The sequence below is a fragment of the Kitasatospora sp. NPDC101155 genome (genome assembly GCF_044768305.1).
Lineage (GTDB): Bacteria > Actinomycetota > Actinomycetes > Streptomycetales > Streptomycetaceae > Kitasatospora.
On record NZ_JBIWPN010000022.1, the window covers coordinates 113,627 to 129,279 of the forward strand.

15 protein-coding genes and 3 pseudogenes are annotated in these 15,653 nt (G+C 71.3%); 11 read left to right on the plus strand and 7 right to left on the minus strand.

Going from position 1 to position 15,653, the window contains the following annotated elements; all coding sequences use genetic code 11:
• Positions 1-26: 26 nt before the first annotated feature.
• A complete protein-coding gene (locus tag ACIRYZ_RS28480) occupies positions 27-152 on the minus strand; it encodes a phosphatase PAP2 family protein (protein ID WP_402949412.1) in 126 nt (41 codons plus the stop codon).
• Positions 153-168: 16 nt separating this feature from the next.
• Here ACIRYZ_RS28480 and ACIRYZ_RS28485 point away from each other — a divergent pair.
• The 3 genes and pseudogenes from ACIRYZ_RS28485 to ACIRYZ_RS28495 form a co-directional block, all read left to right on the plus strand.
• A pseudogene (locus ACIRYZ_RS28485) lies at positions 169-408 on the plus strand (alpha/beta fold hydrolase); the annotation flags it as partial.
• A gap of 146 nt (positions 409-554) precedes the next feature.
• Positions 555-1,694 (plus strand): molybdopterin-dependent oxidoreductase, encoded by a 1,140-nt coding sequence (locus tag ACIRYZ_RS28490; protein WP_402949455.1) that lies wholly within the window; start codon positions 555-557, stop codon positions 1,692-1,694.
• On the plus strand, positions 1,691-2,161 hold the full coding sequence (locus ACIRYZ_RS28495; protein ID WP_402949414.1) for a hypothetical protein: 471 nt from the start codon (positions 1,691-1,693) through the stop codon (positions 2,159-2,161). The genes ACIRYZ_RS28490 and ACIRYZ_RS28495 overlap by 4 nt, the downstream gene beginning before the upstream one ends.
• Positions 2,162-2,302: 141 nt before the next feature.
• On the opposite strand, the gene ACIRYZ_RS28500 is transcribed toward ACIRYZ_RS28495, so the two are convergent.
• Positions 2,303-2,821, minus strand: coding sequence for an NADPH-dependent FMN reductase (locus ACIRYZ_RS28500; protein WP_402949416.1), 519 nt, complete (start codon positions 2,819-2,821; stop codon positions 2,303-2,305).
• Between the two features lie 161 nt (positions 2,822-2,982).
• Here ACIRYZ_RS28500 and ACIRYZ_RS28505 point away from each other — a divergent pair, with 161 nt between their 5' ends.
• Entirely contained in the window at positions 2,983-3,951 is a 969-nt protein-coding gene (locus ACIRYZ_RS28505) for a LysR family transcriptional regulator (protein WP_402949419.1), read from the plus strand.
• 130 nt (positions 3,952-4,081) lie between these two features.
• Here ACIRYZ_RS28505 and ACIRYZ_RS28510 read toward each other — a convergent pair whose 3' ends face one another.
• Positions 4,082-4,441 carry a hypothetical protein gene (locus ACIRYZ_RS28510; protein ID WP_402949421.1) on the minus strand — a complete coding sequence of 120 codons (360 nt, stop codon included), beginning with the start codon at positions 4,439-4,441 and terminating at the stop codon, positions 4,082-4,084.
• 555 nt (positions 4,442-4,996) lie between these two features.
• Between ACIRYZ_RS28510 and ACIRYZ_RS28515 the strand changes: the two genes are divergently transcribed.
• The 3 genes from ACIRYZ_RS28515 to ACIRYZ_RS28525 all read left to right on the plus strand — a co-directional run bounded on the left by ACIRYZ_RS28515 (position 4,997) and on the right by ACIRYZ_RS28525 (position 7,647).
• A complete protein-coding gene (locus tag ACIRYZ_RS28515; protein ID WP_402949423.1) occupies positions 4,997-6,520 on the plus strand; it encodes an FAD-binding oxidoreductase in 1,524 nt (507 codons plus the stop codon).
• A 361-nt stretch (positions 6,521-6,881) separates the two neighbouring features.
• The gene (locus ACIRYZ_RS28520; RefSeq protein ID WP_402949426.1) at positions 6,882-7,325 is read left to right on the plus strand and encodes a hypothetical protein; all 444 of its coding nucleotides are present in this window, start codon (positions 6,882-6,884) and stop codon (positions 7,323-7,325) included.
• 64 nt (positions 7,326-7,389) lie between these two features.
• Positions 7,390-7,647 carry a hypothetical protein gene (locus ACIRYZ_RS28525; RefSeq protein WP_402949428.1) on the plus strand — a complete coding sequence of 86 codons (258 nt, stop codon included), beginning with the start codon at positions 7,390-7,392 and terminating at the stop codon, positions 7,645-7,647.
• 128 nt (positions 7,648-7,775) lie between these two features.
• Here ACIRYZ_RS28525 and ACIRYZ_RS28530 read toward each other — a convergent pair whose 3' ends face one another.
• Complete coding sequence (locus ACIRYZ_RS28530) at positions 7,776-8,615, minus strand: patatin-like phospholipase family protein (RefSeq protein ID WP_402949431.1); 840 nt, start codon at positions 8,613-8,615, stop codon at positions 7,776-7,778.
• A 137-nt stretch (positions 8,616-8,752) separates the two neighbouring features.
• On the opposite strand from ACIRYZ_RS28530, the pseudogene ACIRYZ_RS28535 reads away from it, so the two are divergent.
• A pseudogene (locus ACIRYZ_RS28535) lies at positions 8,753-8,923 on the plus strand (helix-turn-helix domain-containing protein); the annotation flags it as partial.
• 20 nt (positions 8,924-8,943) lie between these two features.
• Here the strand turns inward: ACIRYZ_RS28535 and ACIRYZ_RS28540 are convergent.
• The 3 genes from ACIRYZ_RS28540 to ACIRYZ_RS28550 all read right to left on the minus strand — a co-directional run bounded on the left by ACIRYZ_RS28540 (position 8,944) and on the right by ACIRYZ_RS28550 (position 13,319).
• Positions 8,944-10,917 (minus strand): glycoside hydrolase, encoded by a 1,974-nt coding sequence (locus tag ACIRYZ_RS28540; RefSeq protein ID WP_402949433.1) that lies wholly within the window; start codon positions 10,915-10,917, stop codon positions 8,944-8,946.
• 342 nt (positions 10,918-11,259) lie between these two features.
• Positions 11,260-12,636: a sensor histidine kinase gene (locus ACIRYZ_RS28545; RefSeq protein ID WP_402949436.1), complete on the minus strand. Its 1,377-nt coding sequence runs from the start codon at positions 12,634-12,636 to the stop codon at positions 11,260-11,262.
• Entirely contained in the window at positions 12,633-13,319 is a 687-nt protein-coding gene (locus ACIRYZ_RS28550) for a response regulator transcription factor (RefSeq protein ID WP_393039712.1), read from the minus strand. The genes ACIRYZ_RS28545 and ACIRYZ_RS28550 overlap by 4 nt, the downstream gene beginning before the upstream one ends.
• A gap of 63 nt (positions 13,320-13,382) precedes the next feature.
• Here ACIRYZ_RS28550 and ACIRYZ_RS28555 point away from each other — a divergent pair, with 63 nt between their 5' ends.
• From ACIRYZ_RS28555 to ACIRYZ_RS28565, 3 genes and pseudogenes are all read left to right on the plus strand, one after another.
• The gene (locus tag ACIRYZ_RS28555; RefSeq protein WP_402949440.1) at positions 13,383-14,720 is read left to right on the plus strand and encodes a UDP-N-acetylglucosamine--N-acetylmuramyl-(pentapeptide) pyrophosphoryl-undecaprenol N-acetylglucosamine transferase; all 1,338 of its coding nucleotides are present in this window, start codon (positions 13,383-13,385) and stop codon (positions 14,718-14,720) included.
• Positions 14,717-15,268: pseudogene (locus ACIRYZ_RS28560) on the plus strand (SDR family NAD(P)-dependent oxidoreductase); the annotation flags it as partial. The gene ACIRYZ_RS28555 and the pseudogene ACIRYZ_RS28560, both read left to right, overlap by 4 nt.
• Positions 15,269-15,344: 76 nt before the next feature.
• Positions 15,345-15,653, plus strand: a 309-nt coding sequence (locus ACIRYZ_RS28565; protein WP_402949442.1) for a transposase, incomplete at its 3' end; no start/stop codon positions are given.

Below are 15,653 nucleotides of genomic sequence, written 5' to 3' on the forward strand. Positions count from 1 at the left end.
GGCCTCGCTGTCGTGCTGTTCGGGCCTCACCGCCCGAAACCCGCCACCGCTGCCACGACGCCGCCGAAGGCGTCCAGGACCCAGTGGTTGCCCGTTGCCACGATCGAGGTCAGCGTGAACGCCGGATGCGGCAAGCACAGTACCTTCATCATCGGCGTGGCCGCGGGCCCCTCCAACGTCGTCCTGTACCCGAAGGTCCACCAGTACTTCCGCGACTCCCAGGTGCCTCTGCTGGCCGTCTGGGGCTCCGCGGACGAGATCTTCGGCCCCGCCGACGCCGAGGCGTTCCGCAACGACCTGCCCAAGGCCGAGATCCGCCTGGTCGAGTCCGGCCACTTCGCGCTTGAGAGCCACCTGGAGGAGATCACCCGGTACATCCGCGACTTCCTCGGCCGCGTCATCGGCTGAAGGGACAGGGACTACGACTCGCAGGCAGGCGTACGAATTCCGTAAGCAGCAATCGCCACCAGGTCGGGTGTTGCACGCTGTGTCATGGACGGGTGCGACACAACCCTTCCTCCTCGCCCTCTTCGCCCTCCACGCGGCGGTTCGACCTGCCGTTGCCCACGCCGCCAGAGGCACTGCGAAGAGGTCCGCTGCGCGAGGGCGCCTTCCGGTCCCGGCTGCACGATCCACGCACCGCCGTGGTGATCGGCCGCTGGCTCGGTGCGGCGCTGCTGGTCTGCTTCCTGACCGGGCTGTACAGCCATGTGCTGCAGGACCCGCCCGCCTGGCTGCGCGATCACCTGTCCGCCCGCCCCGCGGGCCTGTACCGGTTCACCCAGGGCGCGCACGTGATCAGCGGTATCGCCGCGATTCCTTTGCTGGGCGCCAAGTTGTGGACCGTCTACCCGCGGCTGTTCGAGTGGCCGCCCGCGCGCGGCGTACGGCATGCGCTGGAGCGCCTGGGCATCCTTCTGCTGGTCGCGGCGATGGCGCTGGAGCTGTTCACCGGGCTGCTCAACACACTGCAGTGGTACGTGTGGCCCTTCCCGTTCCGGCAGACGCACTTCTGGCTGGCATGGATCGCGGTCGGCGGCCTGCTGCTGCACCTGGCCGTCAAGGCGCCCGAGATCGTGGCCCACTGGCGTCGGCCACGACCGGAACTGTCGCAGCGCCGCGGCTTCCTGACCGCCGTGACCGCCTCGGTGCTGGCGGTCACGGCGGTCACGGCCGGGCAGACCGTACCCTGGCTGCGCCGGATCGACCTGCTGGCGCCGCGCCGTCCGGACATCGGCCCGCAGGGCCTTCCGGTCAACCGGACCGCCGCCGCGGCCGGCACCGCACAGCCGCCCGTCAATTGGCGGCTGAAGGTCGTCGGCCCCGCATCGTACGAGCTGACGATGGATGAGCTCCGGGCCATGGACCAGCACGAGGCCGTGCTCCCGATCTCCTGTGTCGAAGGCTGGAGCGCCTCGGCGCAGTGGGCCGGGGTGCGCATCCGGGATCTGGTGGCGCGGGCCGGAGCGCCGCCCACCGCCCGGCTGCGGATCACCTCCATGGAGGTGGACGGCCCTTACCGGGAAACGGAGATGGAGGCCGCCTACGCCGCCGATCCGCTGACACTGCTGGCGCTGCGGGTCAACGGCGAAGTGCTGGACACCGACCACGGCTACCCGGCCCGGGTGATCGCCCCGGGCCGGCCGGGTGTGCTGCAGACCAAGTGGGTGGACCGGATCGAGGTGATCGTATGAGGGCGGCGGCCGCGCTGCGGACGGTGACCGCACTCCTCGCGGCGGGGATGATCGGCTACGGCGTCCACGGACTGCTGCACGACCACTACATCCGGGACCCGCTGGACGTCCTGGAGTGGGCGGTGGGCGGCGTCGTGCTCCACGACGGACTGTGGGTGCCGCTTCTCTGCCTGGCCGGGGCCGCCCTGCCGAAAGCACCGTGGACGGTGCGCGGCGGCCTGATCGTGGCCGCCGCACTGACCGCGGTGGGACTGCCGGCCGTCCTGCACGCGGGAGACAACCCCAACCCGACCGTGCTGCCCTTGCCCTACACGCGCAACCTGCTCTGGCTACTCGCGGCGACGGCCGTGGTCACGCTGCTCCTGGAGGCGGTCAGGAGGGCATGCCGGGCAGAACGGTGGCCATTTCGTCCAAGGCGTGTGAGCAGGCGCGGTCCCGCTCCTTCGGGAGGCGCTCGACGGCACTGAGGAGTGCCGTCCGCAGCTGGTCGGCATGGCGAGCCAGGATACGGAGGTTCGGCAACGCGACCCACGGCACAGGCCGGTGCCCACTCCTCGGAGCGGGCACCGGCCTGTGCCGGGTGTCGACGGTCGAGTCGTTGTCGGCGGTTACCGGTTGGCCGCGGGGTGCCGGGGCTTGCCCACGGTCTGCAGCCTCCGCGTGCGCCTGGCCGCGGGGATGGTGAAGGCCGCGGCGGCGGCGAGCAGTGCCGTGGTGGTCAAGGACGCTCTCGCCGCGGGCCGGGAGGCCCAGTCGAAGGCGTTCTTCAGCACACCCGGAATCGCCCCGTTGTACTCGGGGGTGGCGATGATCAGACCGTCGGCGTCCGCGATGGCCTGCCGCAGCCGCCGCACCGGCGCGGGCGGATCGGCCTCCAGGTCCTCGCTGAAGTGCGGCAGCTCACCCAGGCCCTCGAACAGCTCGATGCGCATGCCCTCGGGGGCGAGCGGCTGCAGGCTGCGCAGGATCTGGTGTGGTACGAGGCGGCTCGCAGGGAACCGGAGACGGCCAGGACGCGGCTCATGACGGTGTGGTGCTCCAGAAACAGGCAGGGGCCGGCCCCCTGCCGGGACGGAGGGGACAAGCAGGCAGGGGCCGGCGGTCGGGGCGCCGGGAGCAACGACCACAGAAGCTCTCCCGGCCCTCGATTCATCGGTCGAATGTGGAGAGTTCCTTTGGTTCGCGCTCCTTCGGCGCTTCTCACTCCGCTAGTCAACGGCCGCAGCATGTCGCCGGTCCAACACTCTTCATCGACCACGTGACAGCCTCAGGCTGTTACGGTGAAGGGGTGGACCTCGACCTGCGCCAGGTGCGCTACGCCGTCACCCTCGCCGACGAACTCCACTTCGGCCGCGCCGCGAGCAGGCTCGCCATCGCCCAGCAGACCCTCTCCGCCCAGATCAGGACCCTGGAGAAACGCCTCGGCGTCCCGCTGTTCATTCGCGACCGCCGCCACGTCGCCCTCACCCCGGCCGGCGAGGCCTTCGTGCACCGCGGGCGACGCCTCCTCAACGACGCCGAGCGCCTCGTCGACGAGGTCACCCAGACCCGCTCCCCCCTGCGCATCGACGTCGTCACCGAGGGCCTGCCCTCGACGCTCCTGATCCACCACCTGCGCACCCGGACCCCCGACCTGCCGTTCGAGGTGGTCCAGAGCCACGGCCTGGCCGCAGCCGTGCCCCGGCTGCTCAGAGGCGACCTCGACCTCGCCTTCGGCCGCCCGCACGGCCTCGGCCGCCCCCTCGGGGCCACCCTCGCCACCATGCCCGTCGGGCTGGAACCCATCGGCGTCATCATCCCCACCGACCACCCCCTCGCGGCCCTGGACGAGGTTCCCCTCACCGCCCTCGCCGAACACCCGCTCCTGGTCCACACCGCCGACGAGTCCGCCGAGTGGCGCGACTGGGTCGACCAGGCCGTCGAAGCCTTCGGACTGACGGTGGCCACCCGTGTACGCGGACACGGCCGCACCTCCGCGCTGGCCGCCGTCCAGGCGCTGCGCCAGCCCGTCTTCGGCCCCACCACCGTCCACCTTCCCGAAGGCCTCACCGCCCGCCCACTGATCGACCCCGCCCCGCTCCACTCCTGGCACGCCGTCTGGAACACCGCCACCGCACACCCCGCCGTCAGCCAGGCTCTGGAACTCGTCCACACGTACGTCCGGACCCGCTCCTGGCACCGGCCCCCGGCCGCCAACTGGTGGCTCCCGCAGCCCGATCGCGACACGCTGCGGGCCCACTCGGACTCAACGCGCTGAACCTGCGGGGGGAAATCCGCACAGCCCGGACTCGAATGGTGTGATGCTCCCACAGCATGGAGCCGGCCCCTGCCCGAACGGAAACGGGGGACGTGGGCAGGGGGCCGGCAGCCGGTGGGAACGGCCGAGGTCAGCCGCGGTAGCTCTCCTGGCGGGCGAAGTCGGGGATCTCGACCGCCTCGAAGGCCTCCGTGCAGCGCAGCGGCCGGACGGTGTCGAGGTTCCACACGTGGAACGGCAACCGGGCGCACGGGTTGGCGTGGCGGACCTGGTTCGGGCCGTGGTTCATGCCGGCCGGAGTGACGCTCGCCAGTCCCGCCGGCGGACCGACCTGTTCGCCGTCGCCGGAGCCGAGGAAGACGAACAACTCGTCGTAGTCCACGTTGCGGTGGGCCGGCTGCGCCATGTCCGCGTCGTCCGCGGTCTGGGTGGGCCGGGGAGTCATGGTGACGAACCAGTTCTGCCCGGCCTGGAAGGTGGCGTGCGCCACCGGCGGCATCTCTGGGCCTGCGGGGAGATGCGGCCCTGAACGTGCTTCGCGAACATGCGGCGCCTTTCTCCACGGGCGCCGGCGCGAACGCCAGGCACCCTGGTGAGTAGGCGAGTTGGGAGTCGGTGCGGTCGGAACCGGAAGCCTCTTGCGCATGCCGGTCGTCCGACACCTTCTGATGGCCACTCAACGGCTGTGGCGTGCCGGAAGTCCAACACTCCCCGTCGGTCACGTGACAGCCTCAAACTGTTACGGTGGCTACTCGGATCTCGACCTGTGATCCATTGGATGCAGGCACAACACTGGCTGACGTCATGCCATTTCAGTGAAACAGTTGTCGGCGCGGTGGTCATTCCAGTGCGACTTCGGCGACCGCGGTGCGCGCACTGGCCGCATATATCACTTATCGTCGCCGTCTTCCCTGATGAGTGTGTCGGGCAATGCCGTCACCGGCGTCTCCGTTACTCTGCGGACCCTAGGAATCGTCTACGAAGAACTGAACTGTCAGTCGGTGGACAGGATTTTCCTCGTATCCCGGTCGGGAGGAAATGGACCATGCACGATTTTTCTCGTCGCGGCCTGCTCAAGGCGACGGCGGCAGCCGGCGTCGGCGCAGTCGTTGTTCCGGGCGTTACGGCCGTAGCCGCCACGGGCGCGAGCGCCGCGACCAAAGGGCCGGTCAAAGGGCCGGAGGGCGGGAAGTGCCCTCCGGCGGAGCTGACCGGCCGCATCGTCCGCCCCGGCGACCCCGACTTCACGGATGCGAGGCTCGGCTGGGACCAGCTCTTCGCGCACTATCCGCTGGTCATCGTCTTCGCCCAGAACACCCAGGACGTGGTCAACGCCCTCACCTGGGCGCGGCAGAACGACGTCGCGGTGCGGGTGCGGAGTGGCCGCCATGCGCTCGAGGGCTGGTCGAACGTGGACAACGGCATCGTGATCGACATCAGTGAGTTGAAGTCGGTCAAGATCGACACCGCCTCTCGTATCGCGACAGTCGGCGCCGGGCTCAACCAGCTGGAAGCGGTGACCACACTCGCGAAGCAGGACCTCGCGGTGACGACCGGAACGGAGGGCAGCGTAGGCCTGTCCGGTGCGACGCTCGGCGGCGGCTTCGGGTTCCTCACCCGTTTGCTCGGCATGGCCTGCGACAGCCTTGTGGAGGCTGAGATCGTCGTCGCGTCGGGTGCCGAGTGCGCCCAGGTGGTCAAGGCATCCTTGAGCGACAACCCGGACCTGCTCTGGGCGCTCCGCGGGGCGGGAAACGGCAACTTCGGGATCGTCACGTCGCTCACCTACCAAACGGCTCCGCTGAAGTTCGTCACGTACGTGCAAGCGACGTGGGACGGCCTCGGGGACCTGCAGGGGGTCTTCGACGCATGGCAGAGTACGGCACCGTGCGCCGACGACCGCCTCGGAACCCAGCTTGAGGTCCACAGGAACCAGATCCTGCTGTTCGCGGTTCTCGCTGAAGGAACGCCGGAAGAGGCGAAGAAGTTGCTGGCCCCGATCCTGTCGGTCGGCAACCCGAAGGTCTCGACGCAGACGGGCAACTGGGGCGATGTATATGCGGGATTCCAGGTCCCGATCACGGCCGAGCCCGCGAACTGGAAGTTCTTCTCGCAGTTCACCGGAAAGCCGTTCCCGAAGGAAGCGATCAGCGTGATCGGCTCGTTCATGCAGAACGCCCCGACGGATGACAGCAACTACTTCACCCAGGCCTTCGGCGGGGCGGTCAGAAGGCCCCCCCGCGGCGGCACCGCGTTCCCGCATCGCGACGCGCTTTTCTACGGCGAGATCGGTGCCGGCTGGGGGACTCGTGGAACACAGCCAGGCGTCTGCGACCCGCTCACCCCGCAGGGCCAGGCATGGACTGCCGAGTTCAGCCAGGCGTTGCGGCCCTATGTGAACGGTGCCTACGTCAACGTGCCGAATGTCGGAATGCAGAACTGGGAAACCGCCTACTGGGGACCCAACTTCGAGCGGCTGCGCGAGATCAAGGCGGAGTACGACCCCCACAACGTCTTCCAGTACGAGCAGAGCATCCCGCCCGCGTCACTCGGGCGCGAGCACTCGTGACCGACGTCGGCGTGGAGGCCGTCGTGGATCTCCCGGCGGGTGCCCGGACGGCGGAACCGGTGCGGGAGCGCGAAGGCGACTTCGACGGCCCAGCGATGGACATCCGGGTCTGAGCCGTGCCCGGTCTCCCTGCGCGGTCCGGGCGGATGCCCGGACCGCGCAGGTCACGGCGGTGGATGTGGTCGTCGTGGCCGCGGACGGCGTACAGCGCATCGGGGCGCCGCCCCGCGGGTGCGGGCAGCCAGGTGAGCCGGGTACGCCGCGCTCCCCGCGTGGTGCGGTCCTAGGCTGGTCGGTAGGAGCCACTCGGCGGAAGCCCCCATCAACCGGGGGACGGGCGAGACCGCACTGGAGGTGTCCCATGGTGTCTCCTGCTTCCTCAGCGACCGGTGCGGGCGGGAAGCCCGCGATGCGCAGCTGCTGCCCGAGTGGCACGGTGATCTTCGCCGGTGTGCTGGTGTTCATCCTTGCGCTCTTCAACGGCCTGAACGGCGTCGCCGCGATCAACCGGTCGCACGTCTTCGTCACCGGCGCCCACATCGTCGTGGGCGATCTGCGGGCCTGGGGCTGGACCCTGCTGGTGCTCGGGATCCTGCTGGCCCTGATCGCGGCCGGCATCCTGGCCGGCAGCCAGCTGGCACGCTGGGTCGGCGTGGCCGTGCTGTCGCTCAACGCCTTCTCGCACATGTGGGTGGTGGCCAGCTACCCGCTCTGGTCCGTGCTGATCATCGTCCTGGACATCCTGGCGATCTACGCGCTCTGCGTGCACTGGGAGAGCCATGAGCGCGAGGAGGCGACGCGGTAGCCGACCTCCATGGCGACGAGCGCCGCGCTCCACCGCGGCGCCGGGCTCAGCGGAAGGCGTCGACGTGGCGCTCGCACCGGTCGCGGAAGGTCCTGGGGGCGGTTCCGGTGATGTTCTCGACGTCGTCGGTGACGAATCCGGCGCGGCCGGAGCGGAGAAACTCGTGCAGGCGCTCGATGAGGTGCGCCTCCGCGGGCGGAGTCCCTCGCTGAATGGCAGCCTGGGCGAACTCGTGGGGAGTGACGTCCTCGCCAGTGCCGTTTATGCGGCCACCTTCCTGGCCCGCCCGACGGCCCGCACCGCCCGCCCGGCGGTGGGCTGAGCGCGTGGGCACGGAACGGGGGAGAGGATGACCGACACGAAGCCGACCGCGAGCTCGCCCGGGCCTATGGTTGTCGCCTCGACCCGGCCGCCCCGGACGGGCAGACCGGTGGGGTGGGCGGCCGGCCGTCAGTCGTACCAGAACTCGGCCACCGAGGCGGCCAGTGCAGTGGCCTGGGCGTGGCCCGCGCGGGCAGCAGCCGGCCGGCGTGTGTCGTCCACCATGTTGCGGCCCATCACGCGACGCGCGGCATGGTCCGGGGACAGCAGGATGACGCGCGCCCCGTGGTCGGACAAATCCGCTGCCTGCTGCTGCGCGCTCGGGTGCGGACCGACCGCGTGGGGGACCGGCACAACCGCCAGCACCCGGCGGTACCCGCGAGCGAGCGGGAGGTTGGCAGTCGAGCGGCTGCCGCCGTCCATCCAGCGCCGACCTGCCACGGTGACCGGCGGCCATACGACGGGCACGGCGCAGCTCGCCGTGACCGCTTCGAGGAGCGTCACTCCCGAGCGCGCGTCGAACACCTCGACGTTTCCGGTCCGCGTGTCGACGGAGGCGATCCGCAGCTCCCGCTCGGGCCAGTGCCGCGCCTCGCCCAGGAGCGCACCGACCGTCCCGAAGACCTCCGACTCCGGGCCGGTGCGGGCACGCAGCGCCGCTCGGGCTAGGCGTTCTATGGACCGCTGTGGATCGCGGGAGCCGAGCGCCGCCCAGAGGAAGCGGGCCGTCTGGCCCGCCCTCACCGGTATGCACACCGCGTCGGCCCCGGAGAGCTGACGCTCGTACAACTCCGTGGCCGGGACACCGGACAGGAGTCGGGATCCGAAGACGGCACCGGCGGAGGTGCCGATCACGACGTCGGCCCTGGTGAGATCGATCCCCGCTTCGGTGAGCCCGGCGAGGACCCCGGTCAGCCAGGCCCCGCCCACCGGTCCGCCGCCGCCGAGCACCAGTGCGGTGTCTGCCACGCCTCCCCCTTCCGTGGACGCGCCCGTGGACTCCACGGGCAATGAAGCGGGGAATACCCCCCGCTTACCTTGTCGACGATAGCACTGGTACCGGGGAATGTTCCCCGGTACCAGTGCCGGGATGGCGGGGAGGCGTGCTGGGCGAGCCGCCGACGGTGCGGCGCCGCGATGCGCCGCGCAACCGGAAGGTGCTGGTGGACGCGGCCCGCGAGGTCTTCGCCGAACAGGGCCCGGACACCCCGCTCGACGAGATCGCCCGGCGGGCGGGCGTGGGCAATGCCACGCTCTACCGCCACTTTCCGAGCCGGCAACGGAGAGATCCCGTTGGCTACTTGAGGGGCGCCTGCGGCAGCGTGCCGGGGCAGAGCCGGCGCGGCTGCTTGTCTCCCTTGAGCTTCGCGTCCACGCAGCCGCCCGGCAGTGCGCCGGGGCCGTACGTGCTGGTGCCGAAGTTGGCGGTGACCTGGAGAACGCCGTTGCCGAAGCTGGTCTGCTGCACCTGGTGGTCCGCGCTCAGGTAGCGGAAGTCGGTCATCGGCTGCGTGCCGGCGGCCTGGTGCAGTGGCGCGAAGTACTGCTGCAGCGCGGCCAGTTGCTTGCCGTCGGTGGTGAGCGTCGGGCCGTTGAGGACCAGGTTCAGCGGGGTGTTCTGCAAGATCGCCTGCAGCGCCCGGGCGGTCTCCAGTGCCGGGAACTTGGTGTAGGGAAGCTCCCACCGGTCGAGGTTGACCTGGGCATCGTGCAACGCGGTCTCCAGCAACGGGATCCGGTACGTCGGGTCGAACATGGCCTTGGTCAGATCATTCGGCAGGGTGACCGGCTTGAAGAAGATCCCCGGTGCGGTGGCCGGCGCGTAGCCGCCCCAGACCTCCTTGTTCTTCTCCAGTGGCCACAGCCCGTCCGCCGGCGGAGTCAGCGAGCCGTGACTGAAGTCGATGACCGGGCCGGCCCAACTGTGTGCGGCCTCGGATCCGAGTACCAGCTTGTCCGGGCCGGACAGTTGGCGCATCCGGGCGATCCGGTTGGCTTTGTCCTGCTGCTGGTTCATCGGGTGGTCGGCGCTGAAGTCGTCGTACAGCTCGCCGGCCGCATCCACGTCCAGGAAGTAGCTGTTCGATCCGTTGGCGGTCATCTGCGTGGTGCGCTGGGCGAGGAACTCGTCGTGCTGCGCGAATGCCTGCGAGCTGAGGTAACAGCCGCGATCGTGGAAGCCCGCGAGCACGGAGCCGTCCTGCTGGTGGATGCAGTAGCCCGGGTAGACCGGGGCCGGCCAGGCGGAGGTGGGGGCATCGGCGGTGGCCGGGTCCTGCCCGTTGGCGAACGAGTCGTACGGGCCGACCAGATAGCCCGCCTGCTTCGCGGCGGCCACCGCCCGTGCGTCCATCGGCCGGTCGTCGGCGTCGTAGCCGAGCCAGAGCCGGGACAGGCCCAGCGCCTGCATCTGCTGCACGCCCTGCGCGGTGCGGGCGCTGCCCCAGGTGTAGGCGTGGAACGCGCCGAGCAGCTTGCCGACCTCCGGGTTGGCGGCGATCTTGCTGCTCAGCGTGACCAGTTGGCCCTGGTCGCTGAGCCAGCGGCGGTAGTCCTGCGCCGGGGCGACGGGAGAAGGGGTGGTGAGGGCGAAGGTGAGCGTGTAGTCCCGGGTGCCCGCCCGCTGGGAGAACGTGTGCACGGCGGTGCCGCGCAGACGGCCGTCCTGGGAACTGAAGCCGAGCGAAGTGCCGATCGGCTGTGGTACCAGGTAGCTGACACCCGCTCCGGCCAGCGTGTAGCCCCACAGCGGCATGCTCAGGTCGTTTTCGAGGCCGTAGTCGGCACCGGCCACGCCGGTCCGGGTCGAGTTCCAGAACGGGTCGGCAACCGGAATGCCCAGACCCTCGCCGCGCGGCAGTTGCAGCTGCGTGGCGGACGGATCGGTGCCGGTGACCGGCCAGGACAGCGTGGCGCCGTTCTGCTCGCTGTGCACCGTGACCTGCAGCCGACCGCGCACCGAGGCGGCGGTGACGCTCAGGCCGTGCTCCGGCAGCGTCCAACTCGCCGTGCCGCCCTTGACGGTGACCGGGCCGGGCGCACCCAGTGGCTGCGCCGCAGGTGCGGAGAGGGTCAGCGTCCGTCCGTCGCGGCCTTGCGCGGTGATGGCCAGCGAGTCGGTCTGCAGCTGTGCGACGCCGCCGTTCACCGGGATGTCCAGGAGGTTGCCGTGCAGCCGGATCGAGAAGTCGGCGGGCGCCCGGCCGGCAGGGTGGGTGGTCGCCCCGTGGGCGGCCGACCAGGTCGCGCTGACGAACGTGGCAGCGCTCACCAGCGCGAGCGCTGCCATCCGCGCTTGGGGGCGATGAGTGCGTCGCGGGCGTTGCGGGCAGGGCGGCGGAGTCGAGCTCGTAGTCGTCATGCTGTGGAAGGGTGTCGGCAGGTCATAAGAACACTTCTTATGAAGCGTCGGCGGAGCCGCGCGGACCTGGACGAGCAACTGTCAGCGCGCTGCTTCACGGCGCTGCTTCACGCCGACAGACGGGCCTGCGGCAGCGAGGTGCCGGCGTTCAGCAGCTCCGTTGTGGCCCGGGCCGGCCCGACTTCGGCCGGGAGCCTCGCCCGGACGCGCTCCCGCAGCACCCGTCGGCGCTGACCACCCTGGCGGGCACGCTCAGCCGGGCAGCGTCAGCCGGAACAGCGCGCCGCCGTCCGGGGCGTTCTCGGCGGTGAGGGTGGCGCCGTGGGCGCGGGCGATCTGCCGGGCCATCGCGAGTCCGAGACCGGAGCCGGGCAGCGCTCGCGCGACCGAGGCACGGTAGAAGCGGTCGAAGACGTACGGCAGGTCCTCCGGCGCGATGCCGTGGCCGTGGTCGCGCACGGTCAGCTCCAGGCCGGCCGTGAGGCGCACCTCGACCGTGCCGCCCGCCGGGCTGAACTTGGCCGCGTTGTCCAGCAGGTTGGACAGCAGCCGGGCGAGCCGGGCCGGCACGCCCGGGACGGTGCGCTCCCCGGCGGCGTCCACCAGGGTGAAGCCGACCGCGGGCCAGTGGCCACGGGCGACGTCCACGCAGTGCGCGACCAGCGGGCCCACCCGGACCTCTTCGAGCAGCGGCTGCGGCTCCTCGTCGCGGGCCAGCTCGATCAGGTCGTTGACCATACCGGTCACCTCGCGCAGCTGGCGGCTCAGCGCGGCGGCCGCCCGCTCGCGCTGGCTGTCGGTCAACCGGTCGGCGCGGGAGAGGAGTTCGGCGTTGGTGCGCAGTGCCGTGAGCGGGGTGCGCAGCTCGTGCGAGGCGTCCGCGACCAGTCGGCGCTGGGCGGCCACGGACTGTTCCAGCTCGCCCAGCATGGTGTTGAAGCTGCCGGCCAGCCTGGTCAGTTCGTCCTCCCGGCGACCGGGCGGCAGCTCGATCCGCACTCCGGCGTCGCGGGTGTCCGCGATCCGCTCGGCGGTCCTGGTCAGCCGGGTCACCGGGGCCAGTCCGGTGCGGGCGACCGTGTGGCCGAGCGCGGCGGCCAGCAGCACGCCGGCCGCGGCGACGGCCGCCATCAGCTCGCCGGCCTGCCGCACCCCCTCCTGCACGGTGTCGGCGCGCAGCGCCACCTGGACGGCCTGCCGGGTGCCGGCGGGCGCCGTGAGCATCGGGGTGGTGAGTATCCGGGCCGGGTGGCCGCCGATGGCAAGGTCGGTGAAGTAGCCGCCACGCTCGCGGGCCGCGACCTGGCGGGTGGCGGGGGTGACCGGCAGCAGGTACGGCTGGGCCGGGTCCCTGGCCGGGTCGGCGGGCACGATCTGGGCGCACGCGGGAGCGGCCAGATAGCCGCACTCGCCGTAGACCACCTGCGGGCCCCGGTCGCGGTACTGCTGCTGGAGCAGGGTGGCCTGCTGGGTGAGGTGCAGGTCGAGCTGGTGCTCGAGCTCGTAGCGGACGATGGTGAAGGCCGCTGCGCTGACGCCGAGGGCGACCAGCGCGACCGCGGCCGTGCAGGCCAGCGCGAGGCGGGTGCGCAGCGGACGGCGACGGCGCCAGCGAGCGTGTGCCCTCACCGCTCCTCCAGCCGGTAGCCCACCCCGTGCACGGTGTGCACCAGCCGCGGCTCGCCACCGGCCTCCAGCTTCCGGCGCAGGTAACCGATGTACACCGCAAGCGAGTTGGAGTCGGGGCCGAAGTCCGATCCCCACACTCGCTCCATGATCACCTCGCGCGGCAGCACCTGGCCGGGGTGGCGCAACAGGACCTCCAGCAGCGCGAACTCGGTGCGCGAGAAGTCCAGCGGGCGTCCGCCGCGGCTGCCGGTGCGGGTGACCGGGTCGACCACCAGGTCGGCGTACTGGTACTCGGCCTCCTCGACGGCCGGCGCGCTGCGGCGCAGCAGGGCGCGCAGCCGGGCGGTCAGCTCGTCCAGCGCGAAGGGCTTCACCAGGTAGTCGTCCGCGCCCGCGTCCAGGCCGTCGACCCGCTCGCTCACCGAGTCGCGGGCGGTCAGAACCAGGATCGGGATCCGGTCGCCCAGGGCCCGCAGCCGACGGCAGACCGCCAGGCCGTCGAGCGCGGGCATCATCAGGTCGAGCACCATGGCGGCGGGCTGCCAGCGGGCCACCTCGCCGAGCGCCGCCAGCCCGTCGGCGGCGCCGCGCACCTGGTAGCCCTCGACCGCCAGTCCGTCCTCGACGGCGGCGCGCACCTCCGGGTCGTCGTCCACGACCAGCACCTTCTGCCCGTTGCTCATGCGGACAACCCTCTCAAAGCGACTCTGAGAACTCTCTTACATCGGCTCGCCAGGCTGCCGGGCATGCGGACAGAACACGGGGACCAACCCCTTTCAGTGGTGATCGGTGCCGGTGGCACCGGCGGGCACATCTATCCGGGCCTGGCTCTGGCCGAGGCCCTGCGCCGAGCCGATCCGCGAGCGGTGATCTCGTTCGTGGGCACCGAGCGCGGCCTGGAAACCAGGCTGATACCGGAGGCCGGCTACCCGCTGCACACGGTCGACATGATCCCCTTCGACGCCGCCCTCGGACTGCGCCGCTACCTGCTGCCCGCCGCGCTGCTGCGCTCCGCCCGGCAGTGCCGGGAGATCCTGCGGGCCCAGGGCGCGCAGGTGGCGGTCGGCATGGGCGGCTACCCGAGCGCGCCGGTGATCGTCGGAGCCCGGCTGGCCGGCCTGCCGAGCGTGGTGCACGAGTCCAACGCGGTGCCGGGACGGGCCAACCGCTTCGCCGCCCGGCTCACCCCGTACATCGCGCTCGCCTTCGACCGCACCCGAGCCCACCTGCCCGCCGGCCGGCAGGTGGAGACGGTGGGCATGCCGCTGGTGGGCGCGGTCGCCCGGCTCGACCGGGCGGCGCTGCGGGCCGAGGCCCGGCGCCATTTCGAGGTCCCGGAACACGCCCGACTGCTGGTCTTCAACGGCGGCAGCCTCGGCGCCACCCGGCTCACCGAGGCCGCCGTCGACCTGGCCGAACGCTGGCGGCACCGCACCGACCGGCGACTGCTGATCAAGACCGGCTCGGCCGCCCTGGACGAGGTGCGCGCCCGGCTGGCCGGCAACCCGGTGGCGCGGGCGGTGCCCTACCTGGACCGGATGGACCTCGCCTACGCGGCTGCCGACCTCATGGTCTGCCGGGCCGGCTCGGCCACCGTCGCCGAACTGTCCACGCTACGGATGCCCGCCGTGCTGGTGCCCTACCCGCACGCACCGCACGACCACCAGACGCACAACGCCCGGGTGCTCTCCGACACCGGCGCCGGCCTGCTGCTGCCGGACGCCGAATGCACCGGCGAACGGCTGGCCGCACTGGTGGAACCGCTGCTCGCCGATCCGGCCCGGCTGGCGGCGATGGCGGCGGCAGCCGACCCCGGTACCCACGCGGACGCCGCCGACCTGCTGGCCGCCAAGGTACTGGCCACCATCCGCCGCGGCCTCCCGGCCATCGAGTCCGTGCCCACCACCGAGCCGGCCGACCCGCAGGGGCCGCACCGGGCGAACGACCCACGTGACCCATGTGACCCACATGACCCACATGACCGATACGACCCGTACGGCGCGCTCGGCCGCTTCGCGCCCGACAGCCCCTACGGCCCGCTGAACAGCAACAGCCAGATCCCGCACACCTGGAGGACGACATGATCGCGCAGACCGACGACCGCCACCCGCAGCCCTCGAACGGCCCGGCCGCGCCCGCGGACTGGACCGGACGCACGGTGCTGGTCACCGGCGCCGAGGGCTTCATCGGCAGCACCCTGGTCGACCTGCTGGTGACCCGGGGCGCCCGGGTGCGGGCCCTGGTGCACTACAAGCCGTACGCCGAACGCGGCTACCTGGCCCGCTACCTGGCCGAGCCCGACGCCGCCGTGGAGATGCTCGCGGGCGACGTCCGGGACGCCGGCCGGGTGCTGGACGCGGTCGCCGGCTGCGACACCGTCTTCCACCTCGCCGCGCTGATCGGCATCCCCTACAGCTATCAGGCCCCGGAAGCCTACGTGCAGACCAACGTGGTCGGCACCCAGAACATCGCAGCCGCCTGCCTGCGCCACGGCGCCAGGTTGCTGCACACCTCCACCAGCGAGGTGTACGGCAGCGCGATCACCGTCCCGATCAGCGAACACCACCCGCTGCAGCCGCAGTCCCCGTACTCCGCCTCGAAGATCGGCGCCGACATGGCGGCCCTCTCCTACTAGGGCTTTGTTAGGTACCCCAAGTGATCGTCACTGGATAGGCTGTGATTTTCTTTCAGGTGTGACACCTGAGGAGATGGAAGAGGTCCGGCCGCGTTTGGAGGCCTTCGCCGCCGAGATGCTCGGCCCGCTGGCCCGTCGGGACCAGCGGGCCAAGGGCGAGCTGTACCTACGCGGGCTGATGCTGGACGGCAAGCGCAAGTCGATGCAGCCGATGGCCGAGCGCCTGGGCGTGGACCACCAGCAGCTCCAGCAGTTCGTGGCTTCCTCGACCTGGGACTGGGCCAAGATCCGTGAGCGGCTGGCTCGTTGGGCCGCGGCACACATCGCGCCGGAGGCGTACGCCATCGACGATGTGGGCTTCCCCAAGGACGGCTACGACTCC

Bases quoted from the DNA above. Each gene is read 5' to 3' on its own strand.
- ACIRYZ_RS28555 (WP_402949440.1), top strand. From the start codon at position 13,383: ATGCGGACAGAACACGGGGACCAACCCCTTTCAGTGGTGATCGGTGCC.
- ACIRYZ_RS28520 (WP_402949426.1), top strand. From the start codon at position 6,882: ATGGTGTCTCCTGCTTCCTCAGCGACCGGTGCGGGCGGGAAGCCCGCG.
- ACIRYZ_RS28480 (WP_402949412.1), bottom strand. From the start codon at position 152: ATGATGAAGGTACTGTGCTTGCCGCATCCGGCGTTCACGCTGACCTCG.
- ACIRYZ_RS28550 (WP_393039712.1), bottom strand. From the start codon at position 13,319: ATGAGCAACGGGCAGAAGGTGCTGGTCGTGGACGACGACCCGGAGGTG.
- ACIRYZ_RS28495 (WP_402949414.1), top strand. From the start codon at position 1,691: ATGAGGGCGGCGGCCGCGCTGCGGACGGTGACCGCACTCCTCGCGGCG.
- ACIRYZ_RS28515 (WP_402949423.1), top strand. From the start codon at position 4,997: ATGCACGATTTTTCTCGTCGCGGCCTGCTCAAGGCGACGGCGGCAGCC.